This is a genomic window from Streptomyces sp. Je 1-332, assembly GCF_040730185.1.
Lineage (GTDB): Bacteria > Actinomycetota > Actinomycetes > Streptomycetales > Streptomycetaceae > Streptomyces.
This window is the reverse complement of record NZ_CP160402.1, coordinates 6019200-6039581: the sequence shown is the minus strand read 5'-3', so window position 1 is coordinate 6039581 and position 20382 is coordinate 6019200. Positions and strand designations below refer to the sequence as shown.

Annotated in this window: 8 protein-coding genes, 1 tRNA gene and 3 rRNA genes; 2 read left to right on the top strand and 10 right to left on the bottom strand. The window is 65.1% G+C overall.

Going from position 1 to position 20382, the window contains the following annotated elements; genetic code table 11:
- Window positions 1–103 precede the first annotated feature (103 nt).
- Together ABXJ52_RS27395 and ABXJ52_RS27390 are read right to left on the bottom strand one after the other, a co-directional pair.
- The gene (locus ABXJ52_RS27395; protein ID WP_367045317.1) at window positions 104–787 is read right to left on the bottom strand and encodes a response regulator; all 684 of its coding nucleotides are present in this window, start codon (window positions 785–787) and stop codon (window positions 104–106) included.
- Window positions 788–1031: 244 nt separating this feature from the next.
- Window positions 1032–6548: a HAMP domain-containing protein gene (locus ABXJ52_RS27390; RefSeq protein WP_367045316.1), complete on the bottom strand. Its 5517-nt coding sequence runs from the start codon at window positions 6546–6548 to the stop codon at window positions 1032–1034.
- Between the two features lie 273 nt (window positions 6549–6821).
- Here ABXJ52_RS27390 and ABXJ52_RS27385 point away from each other — a divergent pair, with 273 nt between their 5' ends.
- Complete coding sequence (locus ABXJ52_RS27385; protein WP_367045315.1) at window positions 6822–9485, top strand: SpoIIE family protein phosphatase; 2664 nt, start codon at window positions 6822–6824, stop codon at window positions 9483–9485.
- Between the two features lie 77 nt (window positions 9486–9562).
- Here the strand turns inward: ABXJ52_RS27385 and ABXJ52_RS27380 are convergent.
- The 8 genes from ABXJ52_RS27380 to thyX form a co-directional block, all read right to left on the bottom strand.
- Window positions 9563–9635, bottom strand: a tRNA-Thr gene (locus tag ABXJ52_RS27380).
- Between the two features lie 73 nt (window positions 9636–9708).
- Window positions 9709–10368: a DegT/DnrJ/EryC1/StrS family aminotransferase gene (locus ABXJ52_RS27375; RefSeq protein ID WP_367045313.1), complete on the bottom strand. Its 660-nt coding sequence runs from the start codon at window positions 10366–10368 to the stop codon at window positions 9709–9711.
- A 114-nt stretch (window positions 10369–10482) separates the two neighbouring features.
- A 5S ribosomal RNA gene (gene rrf / locus ABXJ52_RS27370) occupies window positions 10483–10599 on the bottom strand.
- A 91-nt stretch (window positions 10600–10690) separates the two neighbouring features.
- Window positions 10691–13814 (bottom strand): 23S ribosomal RNA (locus ABXJ52_RS27365).
- 302 nt (window positions 13815–14116) lie between these two features.
- Window positions 14117–15642: ribosomal RNA gene (locus ABXJ52_RS27360) — 16S ribosomal RNA — on the bottom strand.
- Together the 16S, 23S and 5S rRNA genes form the textbook arrangement of a ribosomal RNA operon.
- A gap of 539 nt (window positions 15643–16181) precedes the next feature.
- Window positions 16182–17867, bottom strand: coding sequence for a ribonuclease J (locus ABXJ52_RS27355; protein WP_367045311.1), 1686 nt, complete (start codon window positions 17865–17867; stop codon window positions 16182–16184).
- Between the two features lie 146 nt (window positions 17868–18013).
- On the bottom strand, window positions 18014–18913 hold the full coding sequence (gene dapA / locus ABXJ52_RS27350) for a 4-hydroxy-tetrahydrodipicolinate synthase (RefSeq protein ID WP_367045309.1): 900 nt from the start codon (window positions 18911–18913) through the stop codon (window positions 18014–18016).
- Window positions 18914–19103: 190 nt separating this feature from the next.
- The gene (gene thyX / locus ABXJ52_RS27345; protein ID WP_367045307.1) at window positions 19104–19844 is read right to left on the bottom strand and encodes an FAD-dependent thymidylate synthase; all 741 of its coding nucleotides are present in this window, start codon (window positions 19842–19844) and stop codon (window positions 19104–19106) included.
- A 190-nt stretch (window positions 19845–20034) separates the two neighbouring features.
- Between thyX and ABXJ52_RS27340 the strand changes: the two genes are divergently transcribed.
- Entirely contained in the window at window positions 20035–20274 is a 240-nt protein-coding gene (locus ABXJ52_RS27340) for a hypothetical protein (protein WP_160507559.1), read from the top strand.
- Window positions 20275–20382 lie beyond the last annotated feature (108 nt).

The following is a 20382-nucleotide window of genomic DNA, read 5'->3' as shown; positions in this document are numbered from 1 at the left end:
CGTGTGCCCTCTGCTTCACCCGTTTGTGTCGCCCTTGCGGGGGCCGTGAACTGACGGATGTTCACTGCCCCCGCATCGGCTTGTGCTCTGCGTCGGCGTCGGCTCAGCTCTGCGAGGACACCGAAGGCGCACCGCTTCCGGTGCCCGGCTCCAGGGCGTCAAGAGCCCGTCGAAGGCCGGTGAGTTTGCGTTCGAGATGGGCCGCGGTGGCGACCGCGGCGGCGTCCGCCGAGTCGTCGTCCAGCTGTTTCGTGAGCGCCTCCGCCTGTTCCTCGACGGCCGCGAGGCGCGCCGAGAGCTCGGCGAGAAGCCCCGCGGGCTCCTTGGCTTCACCCGCCGCCGACTTGCCGCCACCTTCGAGCTGGAGACGCAGCAGGGCTGCCTGCTCCCGCAGTTGGCAGTTCTTCATGTACAGCTCGACGAACACCGAAACCTTCGCGCGCAGCACCCACGGATCGAACGGCTTGGAGATGTAGTCCACCGCACCGGCCGCGTACCCGCGGAACGTGTGGTGCGGGCCGTGGTTGATGGCGGTGAGGAAGATGATCGGGATGTCCCGGGTCCGTTCTCGCCGCTTGATGTGCGCGGCGGTTTCGAAACCGTCCATGCCTGGCATCTGGACGTCCAGCAGAATGACCGCGAAGTCGTCCGTGAGTAGTGCTTTGAGCGCTTCCTCCCCGGACGATGCCCGTACCAGGGTCTGATCGAGCGCAGAGAGGATGGCCTCCAGCGCCAGCAGATTCTCCGGCCGGTCATCGACCAGGAGGATCTTGGCCTTCTGCACCATGGCCCGCCCTCCTCGCCCCGGCGGTACACCGGGCGCCGCCCCAGGGGACGACTCCCTTACGCCGTCCGTCCTTGTGCCGGTCATGGTAGCCGCACCCCGCCTGTCGCCACACCCTGTCACCGCGATGTCACTGTGCACGTAGCAGAAACGCAGTGGGAGACCAGAAGGTTCCCCGAATACCGCGGTCCTACACGGCTACGGCCACACTCTGTCAGCAACTCCGCGTAATGAAGCCTCTTCTCGGTCACTCCCCGCGCATCCACTGCTCCATCACCGAGAGCAGATGATCCGGGTCGACCGGCTTCGTAACGTAATCGGACGCCCCGGAGTCGATGGCCTTCTCCCGGTCGCCCTTCATGGCCTTCGCGGTGAGCGCGATGATCGGGAGCCCGGCGAACTGCGGCATCCTGCGGATCGCCGTCGTCGTCGCGTACCCGTCCATCTCCGGCATCATGATGTCCATCAGGACGACCGTCACGTCGTCGTGCTGTTCCAGGACTTCGATGCCCTCACGGCCGTTCTCCGCGTACAGCACCGAGAGGCCGTGCGTCTCCAGGACGCTGGTGAGCGCGAACACGTTGCGGATGTCGTCGTCGACGATGAGCACCTTCTCGCCGCCGAACTGGTGGCCGGGCCGCGCCTCGGCCGCCTCCTGCTGCCCCGCGGTCGGCCACTGCTCCTGCGAGCGCTGCTCCTGAGGCTCGGCGACCCCTTGCCCCGGCAGCACCGGCGGCTGCTCCGAAGAGGCGTGCGCGGCACGACGCCGGCGCCTGAAGAGCGTGCCGGAATCCGGCGTCGCGTCCAGCCGCGGCGGCGTGACACCCTCGCTCTGCGCGGGCTGCTCGGCCGTGGACGCGCCCTCCTCCAGGGCGGGCCTCGCGACCGTGCCCGGCAGGGGTGACAGCTGCGAGTAACCCTGCGGCGGCAGTTCGCTCGGGTGCAGCGGCAAATAGAGCGTGAACGTCGAGCCGCGGCCCGGTTCGCTCGCCGCGTGGATCTCACCGCCGAGCAGGCGCGCGATCTCCCGGCTGATGGAGAGGCCGAGGCCCGTGCCGCCGTACTTCCTGCTCGTCGTTCCGTCGGCCTGCTTGAACGCCTCGAAGATCACGCGCATCTTGCTGCCCGCGATACCGATGCCGGTGTCGCTGACCGAGAAGGCGATCAGATCCGCGTCCGCGTCCCGCAGCGAACCCGCCTCCAGGAGCTGTTCGCGGATGGCGTTGGGCACATCGGCGTTCGCGTGCCGGATCACCAGCTCGACCGCTCCGGAGTCGGTGAACTTCACCGCGTTGGACAGGAGGTTGCGCAGCACCTGGAGGAGCCGCTGCTCGTCCGTGTGCAGCGTCGCGGGCAGCTCCGGAGACACCCTTACGGAGAAGTCGAGCCCCTTCTCCGCGGTCAGCGGCCGGAAAGTGGCCTCTACGTAGTCGACGAGTTGCACCAGGGCGATGCGCGTCGGGGAGACGTCCATCTTGCCCGCCTCGACCTTCGACAGGTCGAGGATGTCGTTGATCAGCTGGAGCAGGTCCGAGCCCGCGCCGTGGATCGTCTCGGCGAACTCCACCTGCTTGGGGGTGAGGTTGGCGTCGGCGTTGTCGGCGAGCAACTTCGCCAGGATCAGCAGGGAGTTGAGCGGCGTGCGCAGCTCGTGCGACATGTTCGCCAGGAACTCGGACTTGTACCGCATGGAGACCGCGAGCTGTTCGGCACGCTCCTCCAGGACCTGCCTTGCCTCTTCGATCTCGGTGTTCTTGACCTCGATGTCGCGGTTCTGCTGGGCGAGCAGCTCGGCCTTCTCCTCCAGTTCGGCGTTGGAGTCCTGTAGTGCCTTCTGTCGGTTCTCCAACTCCGCCGAGCGCTCCCGCAGTTGCTCGGTGAGCTCCTGCGACTGCTTGAGCAGTACCTCGGTCTTGGTGTTGACGCTGATGGTGTTGACGCTCGTCGCGATCATCTCGGCGATCTGGCTGAGGAAGTCCTTCTGGATCTGCGTGAACGGCTGGAACGCGGCCAGCTCGATCACGCCGAGGACGGTTCCCTCGAAGAGCACCGGGAGCACGATCACCTGCGCGGGCGGCGCCTCGCCGAGGCCGGACGCGATCCGCAGGTAGCCGGAGGGCGCGTTCTCCACGAGGATCGTGCGCCGCTCCTGCGCGGCCGTGCCGATGAGCGTCTCGCCGGGCCGGAAGGAGGTGGGCATGGAGCCCATGGAGTAGCCGTAACTCCCCATCATGCGCAGCTCGTACGCGTCCCCCTGCTCGGCACCCGGCTCCGCGCCCTCGTCCGTGGGCAGCGCCAGGAAGAAGGCGCCGTGCTGCGCGGAGACCACCGGGGTCAGCTCGCTCATGATCAGCGAGGCGACGTCCGCCAGGTCCCGGCGGCCCTGCATCAGACCGGAGATGCGGGCGAGGTTGCCCTTGAGCCAGTCCTGTTCCTTGTTGGCGAGGGTGGTGTCGCGGAGGTTGGCGATCATCGAGTTGATGTTGTCCTGGAGGACCTGGATCTCGCCCGCCGCGTCCACGTCGATCTTCAGGTTCAGGTCGCCGCGCGTCACCGCGGTGGCGACCTCGGCGATGGCGCGCACCTGACGCGTCAGGTTCCCGGCCATCTCGTTCACGGACTCGGTGAGGTCACGCCACGTGCCGTCGACGTCCCGCACGCGCGCCTGACCGCCCAACTGCCCTTCCGTACCCACCTCGCGGGCCACGCGCGTGACCTGCTCGGCGAAGGACGACAGCTGGTCGACCATCGTGTTGATGGTGGTCTTGAGTTCGAGGATCTCGCCCCGGGCATCGATGTCGATCTTCTTCGTCAGGTCGCCCTTGGCGATCGCGGTGGTGACCATCGCGATGTTGCGGACCTGGCCGGTGAGGTTGGAGGCCATACCGTTCACGGACTCCGTCAGGTCCTTCCACGTGCCCGAGACTCCGGGCACCCGGGCCTGCCCGCCGAGGATGCCGTCCGTGCCCACCTCGCGGGCCACTCGGGTCACCTCGTCCGCGAACGAACTCAGCGTCTTCACCATGGTGTTGACGGTGTCGGCGAGCTGCGCGACCTCGCCGCGCGCCTCGACCGTCACCTTCTTGGTCAGGTCTCCGTTGGCGACCGCCGCCGCGACCTGGGAGATGTTGCGGACCTGACCGGTCAGGTTGTTCGCCATCAGGTTGACGTTGTCGCTGAGGTCCTTCCAGGTGCCGGTGACGCCCGGGACCCGCGCCTGGCCACCCAGGTTGCCCTCGGTGCCCACCTCGCGGGCCACGCGGTTGACCTGCTCGGCGAAGTTCGAGAGCTGGTCGACCATCGTGTTCACGGTGGTGACGAGTTCGAGGATCTCGCCCTTCGCGTCGACGGTGATCTTCTTGGAGAGGTCGCCCATGGCGACGGCCGTCGTGACCTCGGCGATGTTGCGGACCTGAAGCGTCAGGTTGTTCGCCATGCCGTTCACGGACTGCGTGAGGTCCTTCCAGGTGCCGGAGACACCCTGCACCTCGGCCTGACCGCCCAGGATGCCGTCGGTGCCCACCTCGCGGGCCACCCGCGTCACCTGCTCGGCGAAGGCGGAGAGCTGGTCCACCATCGTGTTGAGGGTGTTCTTCAGCTCCAGGATCTCGCCGCGCGCGTCCACGTCGATCTTCTGCGAGAGGTCACCACGGGCCACCGCGGTCGCGACCTGCGCGATGTTGCGCACCTGGGCGGTGAGGTTGCCGGCCATGCCGTTCACGGAGTCGGTCAGATCGCGCCACACTCCGGCCACGCCGGGCACCTGCGCCTGCCCGCCGAGGCGGCCTTCCGTGCCCACCTCGCGGGCCACCCGGGTCACCTGGTCGGCGAAGGCCGAAAGCTGGTCGACCATCGTGTTGATGGTGTTCTTCAGCTCCAGGATCTCGCCGCGCGCGTCCACGTCGATCTTCTGGGAGAGGTCGCCACGGGCCACCGCGGTGGTGACCTGGGCGATCTGGCGTACCTGCGACGTCAGGTTCCCCGCCATGAAGTTGACGGAGTCGGTGAGTTCCTTCCAGGTGCCGCTGACACCGTCCACGCGGGCCTGGCCGCCGAGGCGCCCCTCCGTACCCACGTCGCGCGCCATCCGCGTGACCTGATCGGCGAACGACGACAGCTGGTCCACCATCGTGTTCACGGTGTTCTTCAGTTGAAGCATCTCGCCGGAGACATCGACGGTGACCTTCTGCGACAGGTCGCCGTTGGCGACCGCCGTCGTCACCTGCGCGATGTTGCGGACCTGGCCCGTGAGGTTACGGAAGGCGGTGTTGACCGAGTCCGTCAGGTCCTTCCACGTGCCGGCCGCGCCCTGCACCTGCGCCTGGCCGCCGAGCTCACCTTCTACGCCGATCTCGCGCGCCACACGCGTCACTTCGGCACCGAAGGCGGAGAGCTGGTCCACCATCGTGTTCACGGTGTTCTTCAGCTCGAGCATCTCGCCCGCGACATCGACCGTGACCTTCTGCGAGAGATCGCCGTTGGCGACCGCCGTCGTCACCGTCGCGATGTCCCGCACCTGCGTGGTGAGGTTCCGGAAGACCGTGTTCACCGAGTCGGTGAGGTCCTTCCACGTCCCCGCCGCGCCCGGCACGTTCGCCTGACCGCCGAGCTGCCCCTCGGCGCCGACCTCGTTCGCGACGCGGGTGACCTCGTCCGCGAACGTACGCAGCGTCTCGGTCATCTGGTTGATCGTCTCGGCGAGTTGGGCGACCTCGCCGCGTGCGCTCACCGTCACCTTCTGGGACAGATCGCCGTTCGCGACGGCCGTCGTGACCTGGGCGATCCCACGCACCTGGGCGGTGAGGTTGCCGGCCATAAGATTCACCGAGTCGGTGAGGTCCTTCCACACTCCCGCCACACCCGGCACCTGCGCCTGGCCGCCGAGCTCGCCCTCCGTGCCGACCTCGCGCGCGACGCGGGTCACCTCGGAGGAGAACGACGAGAGCTGGTCCACCATCGTGTTGACGGTGTTTTTCAGCTCCAGCATCTCGCCGGCGACGTGGACCGTCACCTTTCGGGACAAGTCGCCCTTGGCGACTGCCGTCGTAACGAGAGCAATGTCACGTACCTGAGCGGTCAATCGGTACGCCATGGTGTTCACCGAATCCGTGAGATCCTTCCACGAACCGGACATTCCACGTACCCGCGCCTGACCGCCCAGCTTGCCCTCGGTACCCACCTCGCTGGCCACGCGCGTGACCTCGTCGGTGAACGTCGAGAGCTGGTCGACCAGATTGTTGACCGTCCTGCCGACCTTCAAAAACTCCCCGCGCAGCGGATGACCGTTCCCCTCGTCCGCCTGCGCCCGCAGCTCCATCCGCTGCTCCAGGTCGCCCTCGGCGACAGCGGAGAGCACGCGTCCCACCTCGGAGACGGGGCGTACGAGGTCGTCGACGAGGGCGTTCGAGGCGTCGATCGCCGCCGCCCATGAGCCCTCGCTCGCGCCGCTTTCCAGCCGTTCCGTGAGCTTTCCCTCACGCCCGACCATGCGCCGCACCCGGGAAAGCTCACCGGTCAGATGCAGATTCCGGTCGGCGACCTCGTTGAAGACGGCGGCGATCTCCGACATGACGTCGTCACCGGAGACGGTGAGCCGCTTGCGGAAGTTTCCGTCCCGCATGGCCGCGAGCGCCGCGAGCAACCTGTTCAGGGCCGCGGCGTCTACTGACGTAGTCGTCCCGTGGCGCGGTTTGCGCTGTTTGCTCTGGGACTGTCCGTCTTTCGCACGCGTTTTAGTGCCCCGCGTCGCTGCGCCAGACTCCACTGTGTCCCTCCCGCAAGGGTCGACCGTACTGCTCGGGTTACCTGGGCTCTCTCCAAGAAGCTTGCCCAGTGTTTCACCATGGCTGAACCAGGCCATAACAGTTCGGCAGCTTCGCACACCGTCCGCACACCCTCCGGGCGGAAACACTGACGACCGGCATCAGCATGGACGGCGAAGGTAAGTAACCTGGCATCCGGCTGTCCAACCACCCCGGTCCTGCCCGGCCTGGGCGGTGGCACACGTACAAGCGGGCATCGGAGGGGCGGCCGCACCATGGTGGGAGACTTGGGCGTCGATACTCGTACGAGGAGTTCTGTGATCACCGCGCGCGCGGCTGCGACTTTCGACCCCGTCGGGCGTTCCGTCGCGACGGCACGCTCCTTTGTCCGCGACACCCTCCAGGGCTGGGGGTTCACGGACATCGTCGACGACGCGGTCGTCCTCACCAGCGAGCTGGTCACCAACGCCGTCGTGCACGCCGGGACCGCCGCGGACGTCCTGTGTCTGCGCAGCGAGGACGCCGTACGCATCGAGGTCTCCGACCACTACCCGGAACGCGAGATCCCGCTCCAGCAGTCCGCCGTGAACATGGGCAACCCGGACCGCGAGGGCGGCCGCGGCCTCCAGCTGTGCGCGGCGCTCGCCACCCGCTGGGGCGTCGACTACACCCCCACCCAGAAGCTGGTCTGGTTCCAACTCGACCTCCCCGACCGCTCGGTGGGCACCCGCGCCGCGGGCCCCGCCCTCCCCGCCGAGCTGCTCCCGCTCACCGACGGCAGAGTCCGCGTCGCCGTCGTCCAGATCGACCGCGTGGGCGCGATCTCCGCCTGGAACGAAGACGCCGAAGAGCTTTTCGGGTACGCCGCCGAACAGGTCACCGGCAAACCCCTCACCGACTTCGCCGCCTGGCCGCACACCCCGGGCACCAGCACGGGCATCGTGGAAGCGCTCCAACTCTCCCGCTGGGAGGGCAGTTACGGCATCCGCGGCTCCGACGGCCGCGTGACCCCCGTCTACGCCTCGCACCTGCGCGTCCGCGACGCCGACGGCGAACCCTCCACGGTCTGCCTGCTCGTCCGCGACGACGAGCGCGCCGTCCTGCAGACCCCGCTGCGCGGCCCCGCCCCCGAGCCCGGGACGCTCACCGAGTCGCACACCGCCGACCCCTTCGAGGTCTTCATCGGCTCCCCCGCGCCGGACGACCTCGACGGTCTGCTCCAGCGCACGGTCGAACGCGCCCGCGACATGCTCGACGGCGACGCCGCCTTCCTGCTCCTCGCCACGGACGACGAGACGGAGCTGGAGGTCCGCGCCTCCACAGGCCTGCCATCGGCCCGCCAGCGCTTCGCCCGCGTCCCCGTGGAGGCAGGACCCGGTCGCTACGGCTCCGCCCGCATGCCGGCCGTCCACGAGGACCTCACGGTCGTCCCCGGCGCCGTACCGCTCCTCAGCGGCACGGGCATGCGCTCGGTCGTCACGGTCCCGCTGAAGGTCGAAGGGCGCCTCACGGGCTCCCTCGGCGTCGCCGCCGAGGCCCCCGACCGCTACTCGAACGAAGAAGCGCTTCGCCTCCAGTTCGCCGCCGACCGCATCGCCCTCGCCGTCGAGTCCGCGCGCCTCGGCGAGCTGGAGCGCCTGCGCCGCGGCTCGCTCTCCTTCCTCGTCGAGGCATCGGACCTCCTCGCGGGCACCCTGGACCGCGACCAGACCCTGGCGCTCATGGCCCAGATGACCGTCCCGACACTCGCCACCTGGTGCGCGGTCTACACGATCGCCGACCAGTCGTCCGAGCCCTTTCTCTCGTACGTCCTCCACGAGGACGAGGAGCGCATCGACGGCCTGAAGGCACTCCTCTCCAAGATCGCCCCTCCCGACCCCGTACCGACCCCCGGAGCCCGCGTCTGGGCCGCCCCCTCGGAAGCCGCCCACCAGGCCGCCCTGCGCACCTCCATGCGCAGCCTCGGCCTCGGTGAGCCCATGAGCCTCGGTTCAGGTATCGGCACGACGCTCTCGACGGCGTCTGCAGTGGGCGGCGAGACGGTCGTTCTGCCGCTGGTCGCCCGCAACCGCGTCATCGGCATGCTCACGCTGGGCAAGCCGTCCGACGAACACTTCCGCCAAGAGATCCTGGAGTTGGCCGAAGACCTCTCCCGCCGAGCGGCCCTCGCCCTGGACAACGCCCGCCTGTACTCGGAGCGCATGGCCATCAGCCAGTCCCTCCAGCGCAGCCTGCTGCCGCCGGGGCTCCCGCAGATCCCGGGCGTCGAGGTCGAGGTCATCTACCGCGCGGCCGGCGAGGGCAACGAAGTCGGCGGCGACTTCTACGACCTCTTCCCCATCCGTGACGGCGCGTACGGCTTCGCGATCGGCGACGTCTGCGGCACGGGCCCGGAGGCCGCGGCGGTCACCGGCCTGGCCCGCCACGCCCTGCGTCTCCTGGCCCGCGAGGGCTTCGGCGGCCCCGCCGTCCTGGAGCGCCTGAACGCGGCCATCCTCGACGAGGGCGCCCGCAGCCGCTTCCTCACGCTCCTCTACGGGGAGTTGTGGCCGCAGGAGGACGGCTCGGCGGTCCTGAAGATCGTGTGCGCCGGCCACCCGCTCCCGCTCCGCCTGCGCCAGGACGGCACGGTGGAGCCGTACGCGGAGCCGCAGCCGCTCCTCGGCGTGATGGACGACCTGGAGCTCTACGAACAGACGATGACGCTCGACCCGGGCGATGTCCTGCTCTGCGTGACGGACGGCGTCACCGAGCGCCGCGAAGGCACCCGCATGCTCGGCGACGACGGCCTCGCGGACGTCCTCACCACCTGCACGGGACTCACCGCCGGCGCGGTAGCGGCCCGCATCATGCGCGCGGTGGAGCGCTTCGCGACGGACGCCCCGTCGGACGACATGGCGATCCTCGCGATGCGGGTACCGGGCCTCCACAAGGACTGAGGCACCCGCCGCTTCCACCCCGAAACGAAAGAAGGTCCCCGCCCAACTGGGCGGGGACCTTCTCTTCTTACTCTCTGAGCCCCCATGCGGAATCGAACCGCAGACCTTCTCCTTACCATGGAGACGCTCTACCGACTGAGCTATAGGGGCCTGTTGCGCTTCGCGGTTTCCCGCTTGGCAACGGAATAGATCATACCTGAAATCGAAGGCCCCTCGAACCGACCTACGCCGGCTGAAGAAGCCCGCCGAGCGCGTTACAGGCAGACACCACGCGCTGCAGCTGACGCCGCGACATCGACGCGTCGACCGGCAACGCCAGAGTGTCATCCGCGGCGCGCTCGGTCTCCGGAAGGCAGACGTCGCGCCAGAAGTCCGACGTGCGGTGAACGGGCGTCTTCACGGGCACCCGGCAGTCAATTCCCTTGGCTCGTACGGCACGCGCGAAGGCATCCCGGTCCGGCCGGCCGTTCCCGGGCACGCGCACGACGTACTGCTGATAGCTGTGTCCCTCGACGCCGTCCGGGGTGATCACCCCGCCGAGCCGCCCGCTGAGGTAGGCCGCGTGGACCCGCCGCCGCGCAAGCTCGTCGTACGGAGCGTGCGTCTCACCCTCCTCCAGTACGAGGATGCCGAACCGCTGCCCGACTTCCCGAAGTCGCCTGACGTCGGCCGGGTGCCCGAAGCGGTGCACGACGGCCACGGCGGCCGTACGGGGGGTGATGGCGGCGGTCACTGCGTCAGGATCGAGGCAGTACGTCGCCCGGTCTATGTCCGCGAACACGGGCACGGCCCCTGCCAGGACCACGGCCTCGGCGATCTCGACGTTTCCGTACGCCGGCACGATGACCTCGTCACCGGCGCCGACGCCTGCGGCTCGCAACATGCCAACTGTCCTCATGCCTCAGATGCTGGCTGCGGAACGTGAACGGCAAGTGTCGCAAAACAAAAAAGAGCTGGTCCCTGAACCGAAGTTCAGGGACCAGCTCTTCTAATAATAGTTCGGCGGCGTCCTACTCTCCCACAGGGTCCCCCCTGCAGTACCATCGGCGCTGTGAGGCTTAGCTTCCGGGTTCGGAATGTAACCGGGCGTTTCCCTCACGCTATGACCACCGAAACACTATGAAACTGTCAACCGCACCGTAGTCGTGGCCCGACATACGGGGTTGTTCGTGGTTTCAGAACCAACACAGTGGACGCGAGCAACTGAGGACAAGCCCTCGGCCTATTAGTACCAGTCACCTCCACCCGTTACCGGGCTTCCAGATCTGGCCTATCAACCCAGTCGTCTACTGGGAGCCTTAACCCCTCAAAGGGGGTGGGAATACTCATCTCGAAGCAGGCTTCCCGCTTAGATGCTTTCAGCGGTTATCCTTTCCGAACGTAGCCAACCAGCCATGCCCTTGGCAGGACAACTGGCACACCAGAGGTTCGTCCGTCCCGGTCCTCTCGTACTAGGGACAGCCCTTCTCAATATTCCTACGCGCACAGCGGATAGGGACCGAACTGTCTCACGACGTTCTAAACCCAGCTCGCGTACCGCTTTAATGGGCGAACAGCCCAACCCTTGGGACCGACTCCAGCCCCAGGATGCGACGAGCCGACATCGAGGTGCCAAACCATCCCGTCGATATGGACTCTTGGGGAAGATCAGCCTGTTATCCCCGGGGTACCTTTTATCCGTTGAGCGACGGCGCTTCCACAAGCCACCGCCGGATCACTAGTCCCGACTTTCGTCCCTGCTCGACCCGTCGGTCTCACAGTCAAGCTCCCTTGTGCACTTACACTCAACACCTGATTACCAACCAGGCTGAGGGAACCTTTGGGCGCCTCCGTTACTCTTTGGGAGGCAACCGCCCCAGTTAAACTACCCATCAGACACTGTCCCTGATCCGGATCACGGACCCAGGTTAGACATCCAGCACGACCAGAGTGGTATTTCAACGTTGACTCCACGAACACTGGCGTGCCCGCTTCAAAGTCTCCCACCTATCCTACACAAGCCGAACCGAACACCAATATCAAACTGTAGTAAAGGTCCCGGGGTCTTTCCGTCCTGCTGCGCGAAACGAGCATCTTTACTCGTAGTGCAATTTCACCGGGCCTATGGTTGAGACAGTCGAGAAGTCGTTACGCCATTCGTGCAGGTCGGAACTTACCCGACAAGGAATTTCGCTACCTTAGGATGGTTATAGTTACCACCGCCGTTTACTGGCGCTTAAGTTCTCAGCTTCGCCAACCCGAAAGTTGACTAACCGGTCCCCTTAACGTTCCAGCACCGGGCAGGCGTCAGTCCGTATACATCGCCTTACGGCTTCGCACGGACCTGTGTTTTTAGTAAACAGTCGCTTCTCGCTGGTCTCTGCGGCCACCCCCAGCTCATGGAGTAAATCCAATCACCAGTGATGGCCCCCCTTCTCCCGAAGTTACGGGGGCATTTTGCCGAGTTCCTTAACCATAGTTCACCCGAACGCCTCGGTATTCTCTACCTGACCACCTGAGTCGGTTTAGGGTACGGGCCGCCATGAAACTCGCTAGAGGCTTTTCTCGACAGCATAGGATCATCCACTTCACCACAATCGGCTCGGCATCAGGTCTCAGGCACAAGTGTGACGGATTTACCTATCACACGCCCTACACCCTTACCCCGGGACAACCACCGCCCGGGCTGGACTACCTTCCTGCGTCACCCCATCACTCACCTACTACCACCTTGGGTCGGCGGCTCCACCACTTCCCTTTGCCCGAAGGCTCCAGGACGGCTTCACGGCCTTAGCATTAATGGGCTCGATGTTTGACGCTTCACAGCGGGTACCGGAATATCAACCGGTTATCCATCGACTACGCCTGTCGGCCTCGCCTTAGGTCCCGACTTACCCTGGGCAGATCAGCTTGACCCAGGAACCCTTAGTCAATCGGCGCACACGTTTCTCACGTATGTATCGCTACTCATGCCTGCATTCTCACTCGTGAACCGTCCACCACTCGCTTCCGCGGCAGCTTCACCCGGCACACGACGCTCCCCTACCCATCCCAGCAGGCGTTGGCCCTATATGCTGGAATGACACGACTTCGGCGGTACGCTTGAGCCCCGCTACATTGTCGGCGCGGAATCACTTGACCAGTGAGCTATTACGCACTCTTTCAAGGGTGGCTGCTTCTAAGCCAACCTCCTGGTTGTCTCTGCGACTCCACATCCTTTCCCACTTAGCGTACGCTTAGGGGCCTTAGTCGATGCTCTGGGCTGTTTCCCTCTCGACCATGGAGCTTATCCCCCACAGTCTCACTGCCGTGCTCTCACTTACCGGCATTCGGAGTTTGGCTAAGGTCAGTAACCCGGTAGGGCCCATCGCCTATCCAGTGCTCTACCTCCGGCAAGAAACACACGACGCTGCACCTAAATGCATTTCGGGGAGAACCAGCTATCACGGAGTTTGATTGGCCTTTCACCCCTAACCACAGGTCATCCCCCAGGTTTTCAACCCTGGTGGGTTCGGTCCTCCACGACCTCTTACAGCCGCTTCAACCTGCCCATGGCTAGATCACTCCGCTTCGGGTCTTGAGCGCGCTACTGAATCGCCCTATTCGGACTCGCTTTCGCTACGGCTTCCCCACACGGGTTAACCTCGCAACGCACCGCAAACTCGCAGGCTCATTCTTCAAAAGGCACGCAGTCACGACGTACAGCACAAGTGCTGCACGCGACGCTCCCACGGCTTGTAGGCACACGGTTTCAGGTACTATTTCACTCCGCTCCCGCGGTACTTTTCACCATTCCCTCACGGTACTATCCGCTATCGGTCACCAGGGAATATTTAGGCTTAACGGGTGGTCCCGCCAGATTCACACGGGATTTCTCGGGCCCCGTGCTACTTGGGTGTCTCTCAAACGAGCCGCTGATGTTTCGACTACGGGGGTCTTACCCTCTACGCCGGACCTTTCGCATGTCCTTCGCCTACATCAACGGTTTCTGACTCGCCTCACAGCCGGCAGACTGTGAAAGAGAGATCCCACAACCCCGCACACGCAACCCCTGCCGGGTCTCACACGTATACGGTTTGGCCTCATCCGGTTTCGCTCGCCACTACTCCCGGAATCACGGTTGTTTTCTCTTCCTGCGGGTACTGAGATGTTTCACTTCCCCGCGTTCCCTCCACACTGCCTATGTGTTCAGCAGCGGGTGACAGCCCATGACGACTGCCGGGTTTCCCCATTCGGAAACCCCCGGATCAAAGCCTGGTTGACGACTCCCCGGGGACTATCGTGGCCTCCCACGTCCTTCATCGGTTCCTGGTGCCAAGGCATCCACCGTGCGCCCTTAAAAACTTGGCCACAGATGCTCGCGTCCACTGTGCAGTTCTCAAACAACGACCAACCACCCGTCACACACCCACACTTGGATGCTTCACCGGGGTCGGCATTGAGGTCGGGAACAAGTCCGTACCCTCAGATACCCAACAGCGTGCCCGGCCCGACCAATTGACTCTGTGTTCCACGCCGAAGCAGTACTAACAGATCCAACCAGCCGTGCCGAATAGTCAACGTTCCACCCATGAGCTAACCACCGTCGAACATTTGCCGACGTAATGGCTCTTGGACCACCAAGCAAGCTTGGCAGTCTAGATGCTCCTTAGAAAGGAGGTGATCCAGCCGCACCTTCCGGTACGGCTACCTTGTTACGACTTCGTCCCAATCGCCAGTCCCACCTTCGACAGCTCCCTCCCACAAGGGGTTGGGCCACCGGCTTCGGGTGTTACCGACTTTCGTGACGTGACGGGCGGTGTGTACAAGGCCCGGGAACGTATTCACCGCAGCAATGCTGATCTGCGATTACTAGCAACTCCGACTTCATGGGGTCGAGTTGCAGACCCCAATCCGAACTGAGACAGGCTTTTTGAGATTCGCTCCGCCTTGCGGCTTCGCAGCTCATTGTACCTGCCATTGTAGCACGTGTGCAGCCCAAGACATAAGGGGCATGATGACTTGACGTCGTCCCCACCTTCCTCCGAGTTGACCCCGGCAGTCTCCTGTGAGTCCCCATCACCCCGAAGGGCATGCTGGCAACACAGAACAAGGGTTGCGCTCGTTGCGGGACTTAACCCAACATCTCACGACACGAGCTGACGACAGCCATGCACCACCTGTATACCGACCACAAGGGGGGCACCATCTCTGATGCTTTCCGGTATATGTCAAGCCTTGGTAAGGTTCTTCGCGTTGCGTCGAATTAAGCCACATGCTCCGCTGCTTGTGCGGGCCCCCGTCAATTCCTTTGAGTTTTAGCCTTGCGGCCGTACTCCCCAGGCGGGGAACTTAATGCGTTAGCTGCGGCACCGACGACGTGGAATGTCGCCAACACCTAGTTCCCACCGTTTACGGCGTGGACTACCAGGGTATCTAATCCTGTTCGCTCCCCACGCTTTCGCTCCTCAGCGTCAGTAATGGCCCAGAGATCCGCCTTCGCCACCGGTGTTCCTCCTGATATCTGCGCATTTCACCGCTACACCAGGAATTCCGATCTCCCCTACCACACTCTAGCCTGCCCGTATCGACTGCAGACCCGGGGTTAAGCCCCGGGCTTTCACAACCGACGTGACAAGCCGCCTACGAGCTCTTTACGCCCAATAATTCCGGACAACGCTTGCGCCCTACGTATTACCGCGGCTGCTGGCACGTAGTTAGCCGGCGCTTCTTCTGCAGGTACCGTCACTTTCGCTTCTTCCCTGCTGAAAGAGGTTTACAACCCGAAGGCCGTCATCCCTCACGCGGCGTCGCTGCATCAGGCTTTCGCCCATTGTGCAATATTCCCCACTGCTGCCTCCCGTAGGAGTCTGGGCCGTGTCTCAGTCCCAGTGTGGCCGGTCGCCCTCTCAGGCCGGCTACCCGTCGTCGCCTTGGTGAGCTTCTACCTCACCAACTAGCTGATAGGCCGCGGGCTCATCCTGCACCGCCGGAGCTTTCAACCCCCTCCCATGCGAGAGGGGATATCATCCGGTATTAGACCCCGTTTCCAGGGCTTGTCCCAGAGTGCAGGGCAGATTGCCCACGTGTTACTCACCCGTTCGCCACTAATCCACCCCGAAGGGCTTCATCGTTCGACTTGCATGTGTTAAGCACGCCGCCAGCGTTCGTCCTGAGCCAGGATCAAACTCTCCGTGAATGTTTACCCGTAATCGGGTGCACATCCGCGTTGAGCGGAACCAGGAAGAGGAATAATCTTCCGGTTCACAGCGTCCTCGCTGATGTTTTCTTCAAAGGAACCTCGTCCCGACCATGACGGCCGAAGACGGGGTATCAACATATCTGGCGTTGACTTTTGGCACGCTGTTGAGTTCTCAAGGAACGGACGCTTCCTTTGTACTCACCCTCTCGGGCTTTCCTCCGGGCGCTTCCCTTCGGTGTTTCATTTTGTCTTGCTGTTCTCGCTGTCTTGCGTTTCCGACTCTATCAGACTCTTTCGTGTCCGATTTCCTCGGCGCCTTTCCGGTTCCCGCTCCTGCCTTTCGGCTTTCGCGTTTCCCTTTCCGGCGACTCCGACTTTATCAGAAGTTCTGAGTCGGAATTCCCCGCCGTCCTTTGGGTCGCTGCGAGCACGTGAGTGCCGGGTGCTTCCCGTTCAGGCGGAGACGTAAACGTACTGGAGCGGGGCGCCCCGATGCAAATCGAGGCGCCCCGCTCCTAGTTCACGCAGTGCCGGGGTCAGACCTCGACGACGACGGGAAGGATCATCGGGCGTCGGCGGTAGTTGTCCGAGACCCACTTGCCCAGCGTGCGGCGGATGAGTTGCTGCAGCTGGTGGGGCTCGACGACGCCGTCCTGGGCCGACTTCTCGAGGACCTCCTGGACCCTCGGCATGACGGCGGAGAAGGCCGAGTCGTCGATGCCCGAGCCGCGGGCCTGGATGTGCGGGCCTCCGGTGATCTTGCCGGTGCTGGAGTCCACCACCACGAAGACCGAGATGATGCCCTCGTCGCCGAGGATCTTGCGGTCCTTCAGCGCGGGCTCGCCGACATCGCCCACGGAGAGGCCGTCGACGTACACGTAACCGGCCTGGACCTTGCCGACGATCTTCGCCTTGCCCTCGACGAGGTCGACGACGACGCCGTCCTCGGCGATCACGATGCGGTCGTGCGGGACGCCGGTGAGGGCGCCGAGCTCGGCGTTGGCGCGCAGGTGGCGCCATTCGCCGTGTACCGGCATCAGGTTCTTGGGCTTGCAGATGTTGTAGAAGTACAGGAGCTCGCCGGCCGACGCGTGGCCGGAGACGTGCACCTTCGCGTTGCCCTTGTGGACGACGTTCGCTCCCCAGCGGGTCAGGCCGTTGATCACGCGGTAGACCGCGTTCTCGTTGCCGGGGATGAGCGACGAAGCCAGGATCACCGTGTCGCCCTGGACGATGCGGATCTGGTGGTCGCGGTTGGCCATCCGGGAGAGGGCGGCCATCGGTTCACCCTGCGAGCCCGTGCAGACGAGCACGACCTCGTGGTCCGGCAGGTCGTCGAGTGTCTTGACGTCCACCACCAGGCCCGGCGGGACCTTGAGGTAGCCGAGGTCACGGGCGATGCCCATGTTGCGGACCATGGAGCGGCCAACGAAGGCGACCCTGCGGCCGTACTCGTGGGCGGCGTCCAGGATCTGCTGGATGCGGTGGACGTGGCTCGCGAAGCTGGCGACGATGATCCGCTTCTGGGCGCCGGCGAAGACGCCCCGGATCACGTTCGAGATGTCGCGCTCCGGCGGGACGAAGCCGGGGACCTCGGCGTTCGTCGAGTCGGAGAGAAGAAGGTCGATGCCCTCCTCGCTCAGCCGCGCGAACGCGTGCAGGTCGGTGAGACGGCCGTCCATCGGCAGCTGGTCCATCTTGAAGTCGCCGGTGGCGACCACCATGCCCGCGGGGGTGCGGACGGCGACGGCCAGGGCGTCCGGGATGGAGTGGTTGACCGCGATGAACTCGCAGTCGAACGGGCCGAGGCGCTCGCGGTCGCCCTCGACGACCTCCAGCGTGTACGGACGGATCCGGTGCTCCTGGAGCTTCGCCTCGATGAGCGCGAGGGTCAGCTTGGAGCCGATCAGCGGGATGTCCGGCTTCTCGCGGAGGAGATAGGGGACACCGCCGATGTGGTCCTCGTGGCCGTGCGTGAGCACGATGCCGTCGATGTCGTCGAGGCGGTCCCTGATGGACGTGAAGTCCGGCAGGATCAGGTCGATTCCGGGCTGCTCCTCCTCGGGGAAGAGCACTCCGCAGTCGACGATCAGCAGGCGACCGTTGTACTCGAAGACGGTCATGTTGCGGCCGATCTCACCGAGGCCGCCCAGCGGGGTGACCCGCAGGCCGCCCTTCGGGAGCTTCGGCGGGGCGCCGAGTTCAGGATGCGGATGACTCAAAAGACTCTCCTCACCACACGCGCCACGTACCTCCAGGGCACGTGGCGCGCATGACGTTCGTGCAGTAGCAGTTGTTTGGAGTGGTGCAGGACGGCCGTCAGTCGGTGTCCCGCGGTGTTTCGCGTATTCAGTTGTGAAGTCAGTGGTTACAGCTGTACCCCGCCCGCGGCGAGATCGATCTTGAGCTGGGCCGTCTCGTCGGGCGAGAGCTCGACCAGGGGCAGCCGCAGCGGGCCCGCGGGGCGGCCCTGCAGGGTGAGCGCCGCCTTCGTGGTGATCACACCCTGCGTACGGAACATGCCGGTGAAGACCGGGAGCAGCTTCTGGTGGATCTCCGTGGCCTTCTGTACGTCACCCGTGGAGTACGCGTCGATCATCGCGCGCAGTTCCGGCGTGACCACGTGGCTGACGACGGAGACGAAGCCGCAGGCGCCGACGGAGAGCAGCGGGAGGTTCAGCATGTCGTCGCCGGAGTACCAGGCGAGGCCGGAGCGGGCGATGGCCCAGCTGGCGCGGCCCAGGTCACCCTTGGCGTCCTTGTTGGCGACGATCCGCGGGTGCTCGGCGAGGCGGACGATCGTCTCGGTGTTGATCGGTACGCCACTGCGGCCGGGGATGTCGTAGAGCATGACCGGCAGCTCGGTGCTGTCGGCGATCGCGCTGAAGTGCCGGAGCAGGCCCTCTTGCGGGGGCTTGTTGTAGTACGGCGTGACGGTCAGGAGGCCGGTGGCGCCGACCCGCTCGGCGTCGCGGGCGAGCTCGATGCTGTGGCGGGTGTCGTTCGTGCCGACGCCCGCGACCACGTGGGCGCGGTCTCCGACTGCTTCCACTACGGCTCGTACGAGCTCGGCTTTCTCCGCGTTGCTGGTGGTCGGCGACTCGCCGGTGGTGCCGTTGATGACGAGGCCGTCATTGCCTGCGTCCACCAGGTGGGCGGCGAGTCGCTGCGCGCCGTCGATGTCGAGTGCGCCGTCCGCCGTGAAGGGCGTGACCATGGCGGTGAGGACCCTCCCGAAGGGGGTCTGCGGAGTGGAGGTCGGAGCCATGGGTAACACGCTACTCGCTGCTCAGCGCGTGGTCCCCCCTCGGGGGATGTGTGCGGACCTGACAAGTGAGGAGCCCGGCACTGCCTGCTCGGGGGTTCAAGCAGTGCCGGGTCCGTTTGATCAGGCTAGATGAACTTCTCGAAATGCCGCAATACGGACACCTCACTCAGCCCACCCGTACATCAGTGCCTTACGGAGCCACACGTCCATTGGCGTTGAACGCGGCGTGCGTGAGGGGCATGAGCTTGGCCCACTGCTCCTCCATCTTCTCGCCGACCATCTCGATCTCCCGCTGCGGGAAGGACGGGACCTTGGCGAGTTCGTGCTGCGTACGCAGGCCGAGGAAGTGCATCAGCGAACGGGCGTTGCACGTCGCGTACATCGACGAGAAGAGGCCAACCGGCAGGACCGCGCGGGCGACTTCGCGGGCGACGCCGGCGGCGAGCATCTCCTGATACGCCTCGTACGCCTGGCGGTAGGAGTCCTCCATGACGCGGCCCGTGAGCTCCTGCTGGGCCTGGGTGCCCTCCACGAAGACGTACTTCCCGGGGCGGCCTTCCTGGACCAGCTTGCGGGACTCGTCGGGGACGTAGAACGTCGGCTGGAGCTCCCTGTAGCGACCCGATTCCTCGTTGTACGACCAGCCCACGCGGTGTCGCATGAACTCGCGGAAGACGAAGATCGGGGCGCTGATGAAGAACGTCATCGAGTTGTGCTCGAAGGGGCTGCCGTGGCGGTCCCGCATCAGGTAGTTGATCAGGCCCTTGGAGCGCTCGGGGTCCTTCTGGAGCTCCTCGAGGGACTGCTCACCGGCAGTGGAGACACGGGCGGCCCACAGGACGTCGGAGTCGGTCGCCGCGTGCTTCACCAGCTCGACGGTGACCTCGCTGCGGAAGCTGGGCTTGAGGTCTTCGGTGGGGGTGTCGCTCACTGGCGGGGTCCTTCCATGTGCATCACTCGGGCGGCGCCCACTCTATGGCCCGGCACTGACAATCGGCCGTTCGGTGGCTCGCCACGACAATCTTCGGCGAATTTGGTGAAACAGGGCACCAATTGGCCGTTTCGAGCGTCTGACTGGACAACAGAGTTAAGTTCGAGTCGCGTGAGGAGAAACGCACCCCATGTTCCGTCGGCGCGAGCCCGTCCCGTTCGCCTTCATCGCCGAAGCCGACAAGTTCCGCAGCAACGTCACTCCCCCACCCCGAGAGCGTGCCTCGGCCGCTCAGGTCGTGGGCCGAACCCTGGTGGGCCTGGTCGTGGTCGCCGGGCTCGCGGGTTCCCTGCTGTTCGGCATGCCTGCCCTGTCGCCCGATCAGTCACCCGCGCAGAACCAGCAGTCCGAGGCCTCTGACGGTCGATGACAGCGGTCTGCCCCCCCTGACTGTCCCCCACTGCCCTAAAAGCGTGGGAGGTACCCCCATGGCCCCCCAAGGGTGGTAGCAGGGAGCAGGGCTCGATAGCCTCACCGG

Bases quoted from the DNA above. Each gene is read 5' to 3' on its own strand.
- ABXJ52_RS27395 (WP_367045317.1), bottom strand. From the start codon at position 787: ATGGTGCAGAAGGCCAAGATCCTCCTGGTCGATGACCGGCCGGAGAAT.
- ABXJ52_RS27385 (WP_367045315.1), top strand. From the start codon at position 6,822: ATGGTGGGAGACTTGGGCGTCGATACTCGTACGAGGAGTTCTGTGATC.
- ABXJ52_RS27375 (WP_367045313.1), bottom strand. From the start codon at position 10,368: ATGTTGCGAGCCGCAGGCGTCGGCGCCGGTGACGAGGTCATCGTGCCG.
- dapA (WP_367045309.1), bottom strand. From the start codon at position 18,913: ATGGCTCCGACCTCCACTCCGCAGACCCCCTTCGGGAGGGTCCTCACC.
- ABXJ52_RS27340 (WP_160507559.1), top strand. From the start codon at position 20,035: ATGTTCCGTCGGCGCGAGCCCGTCCCGTTCGCCTTCATCGCCGAAGCC.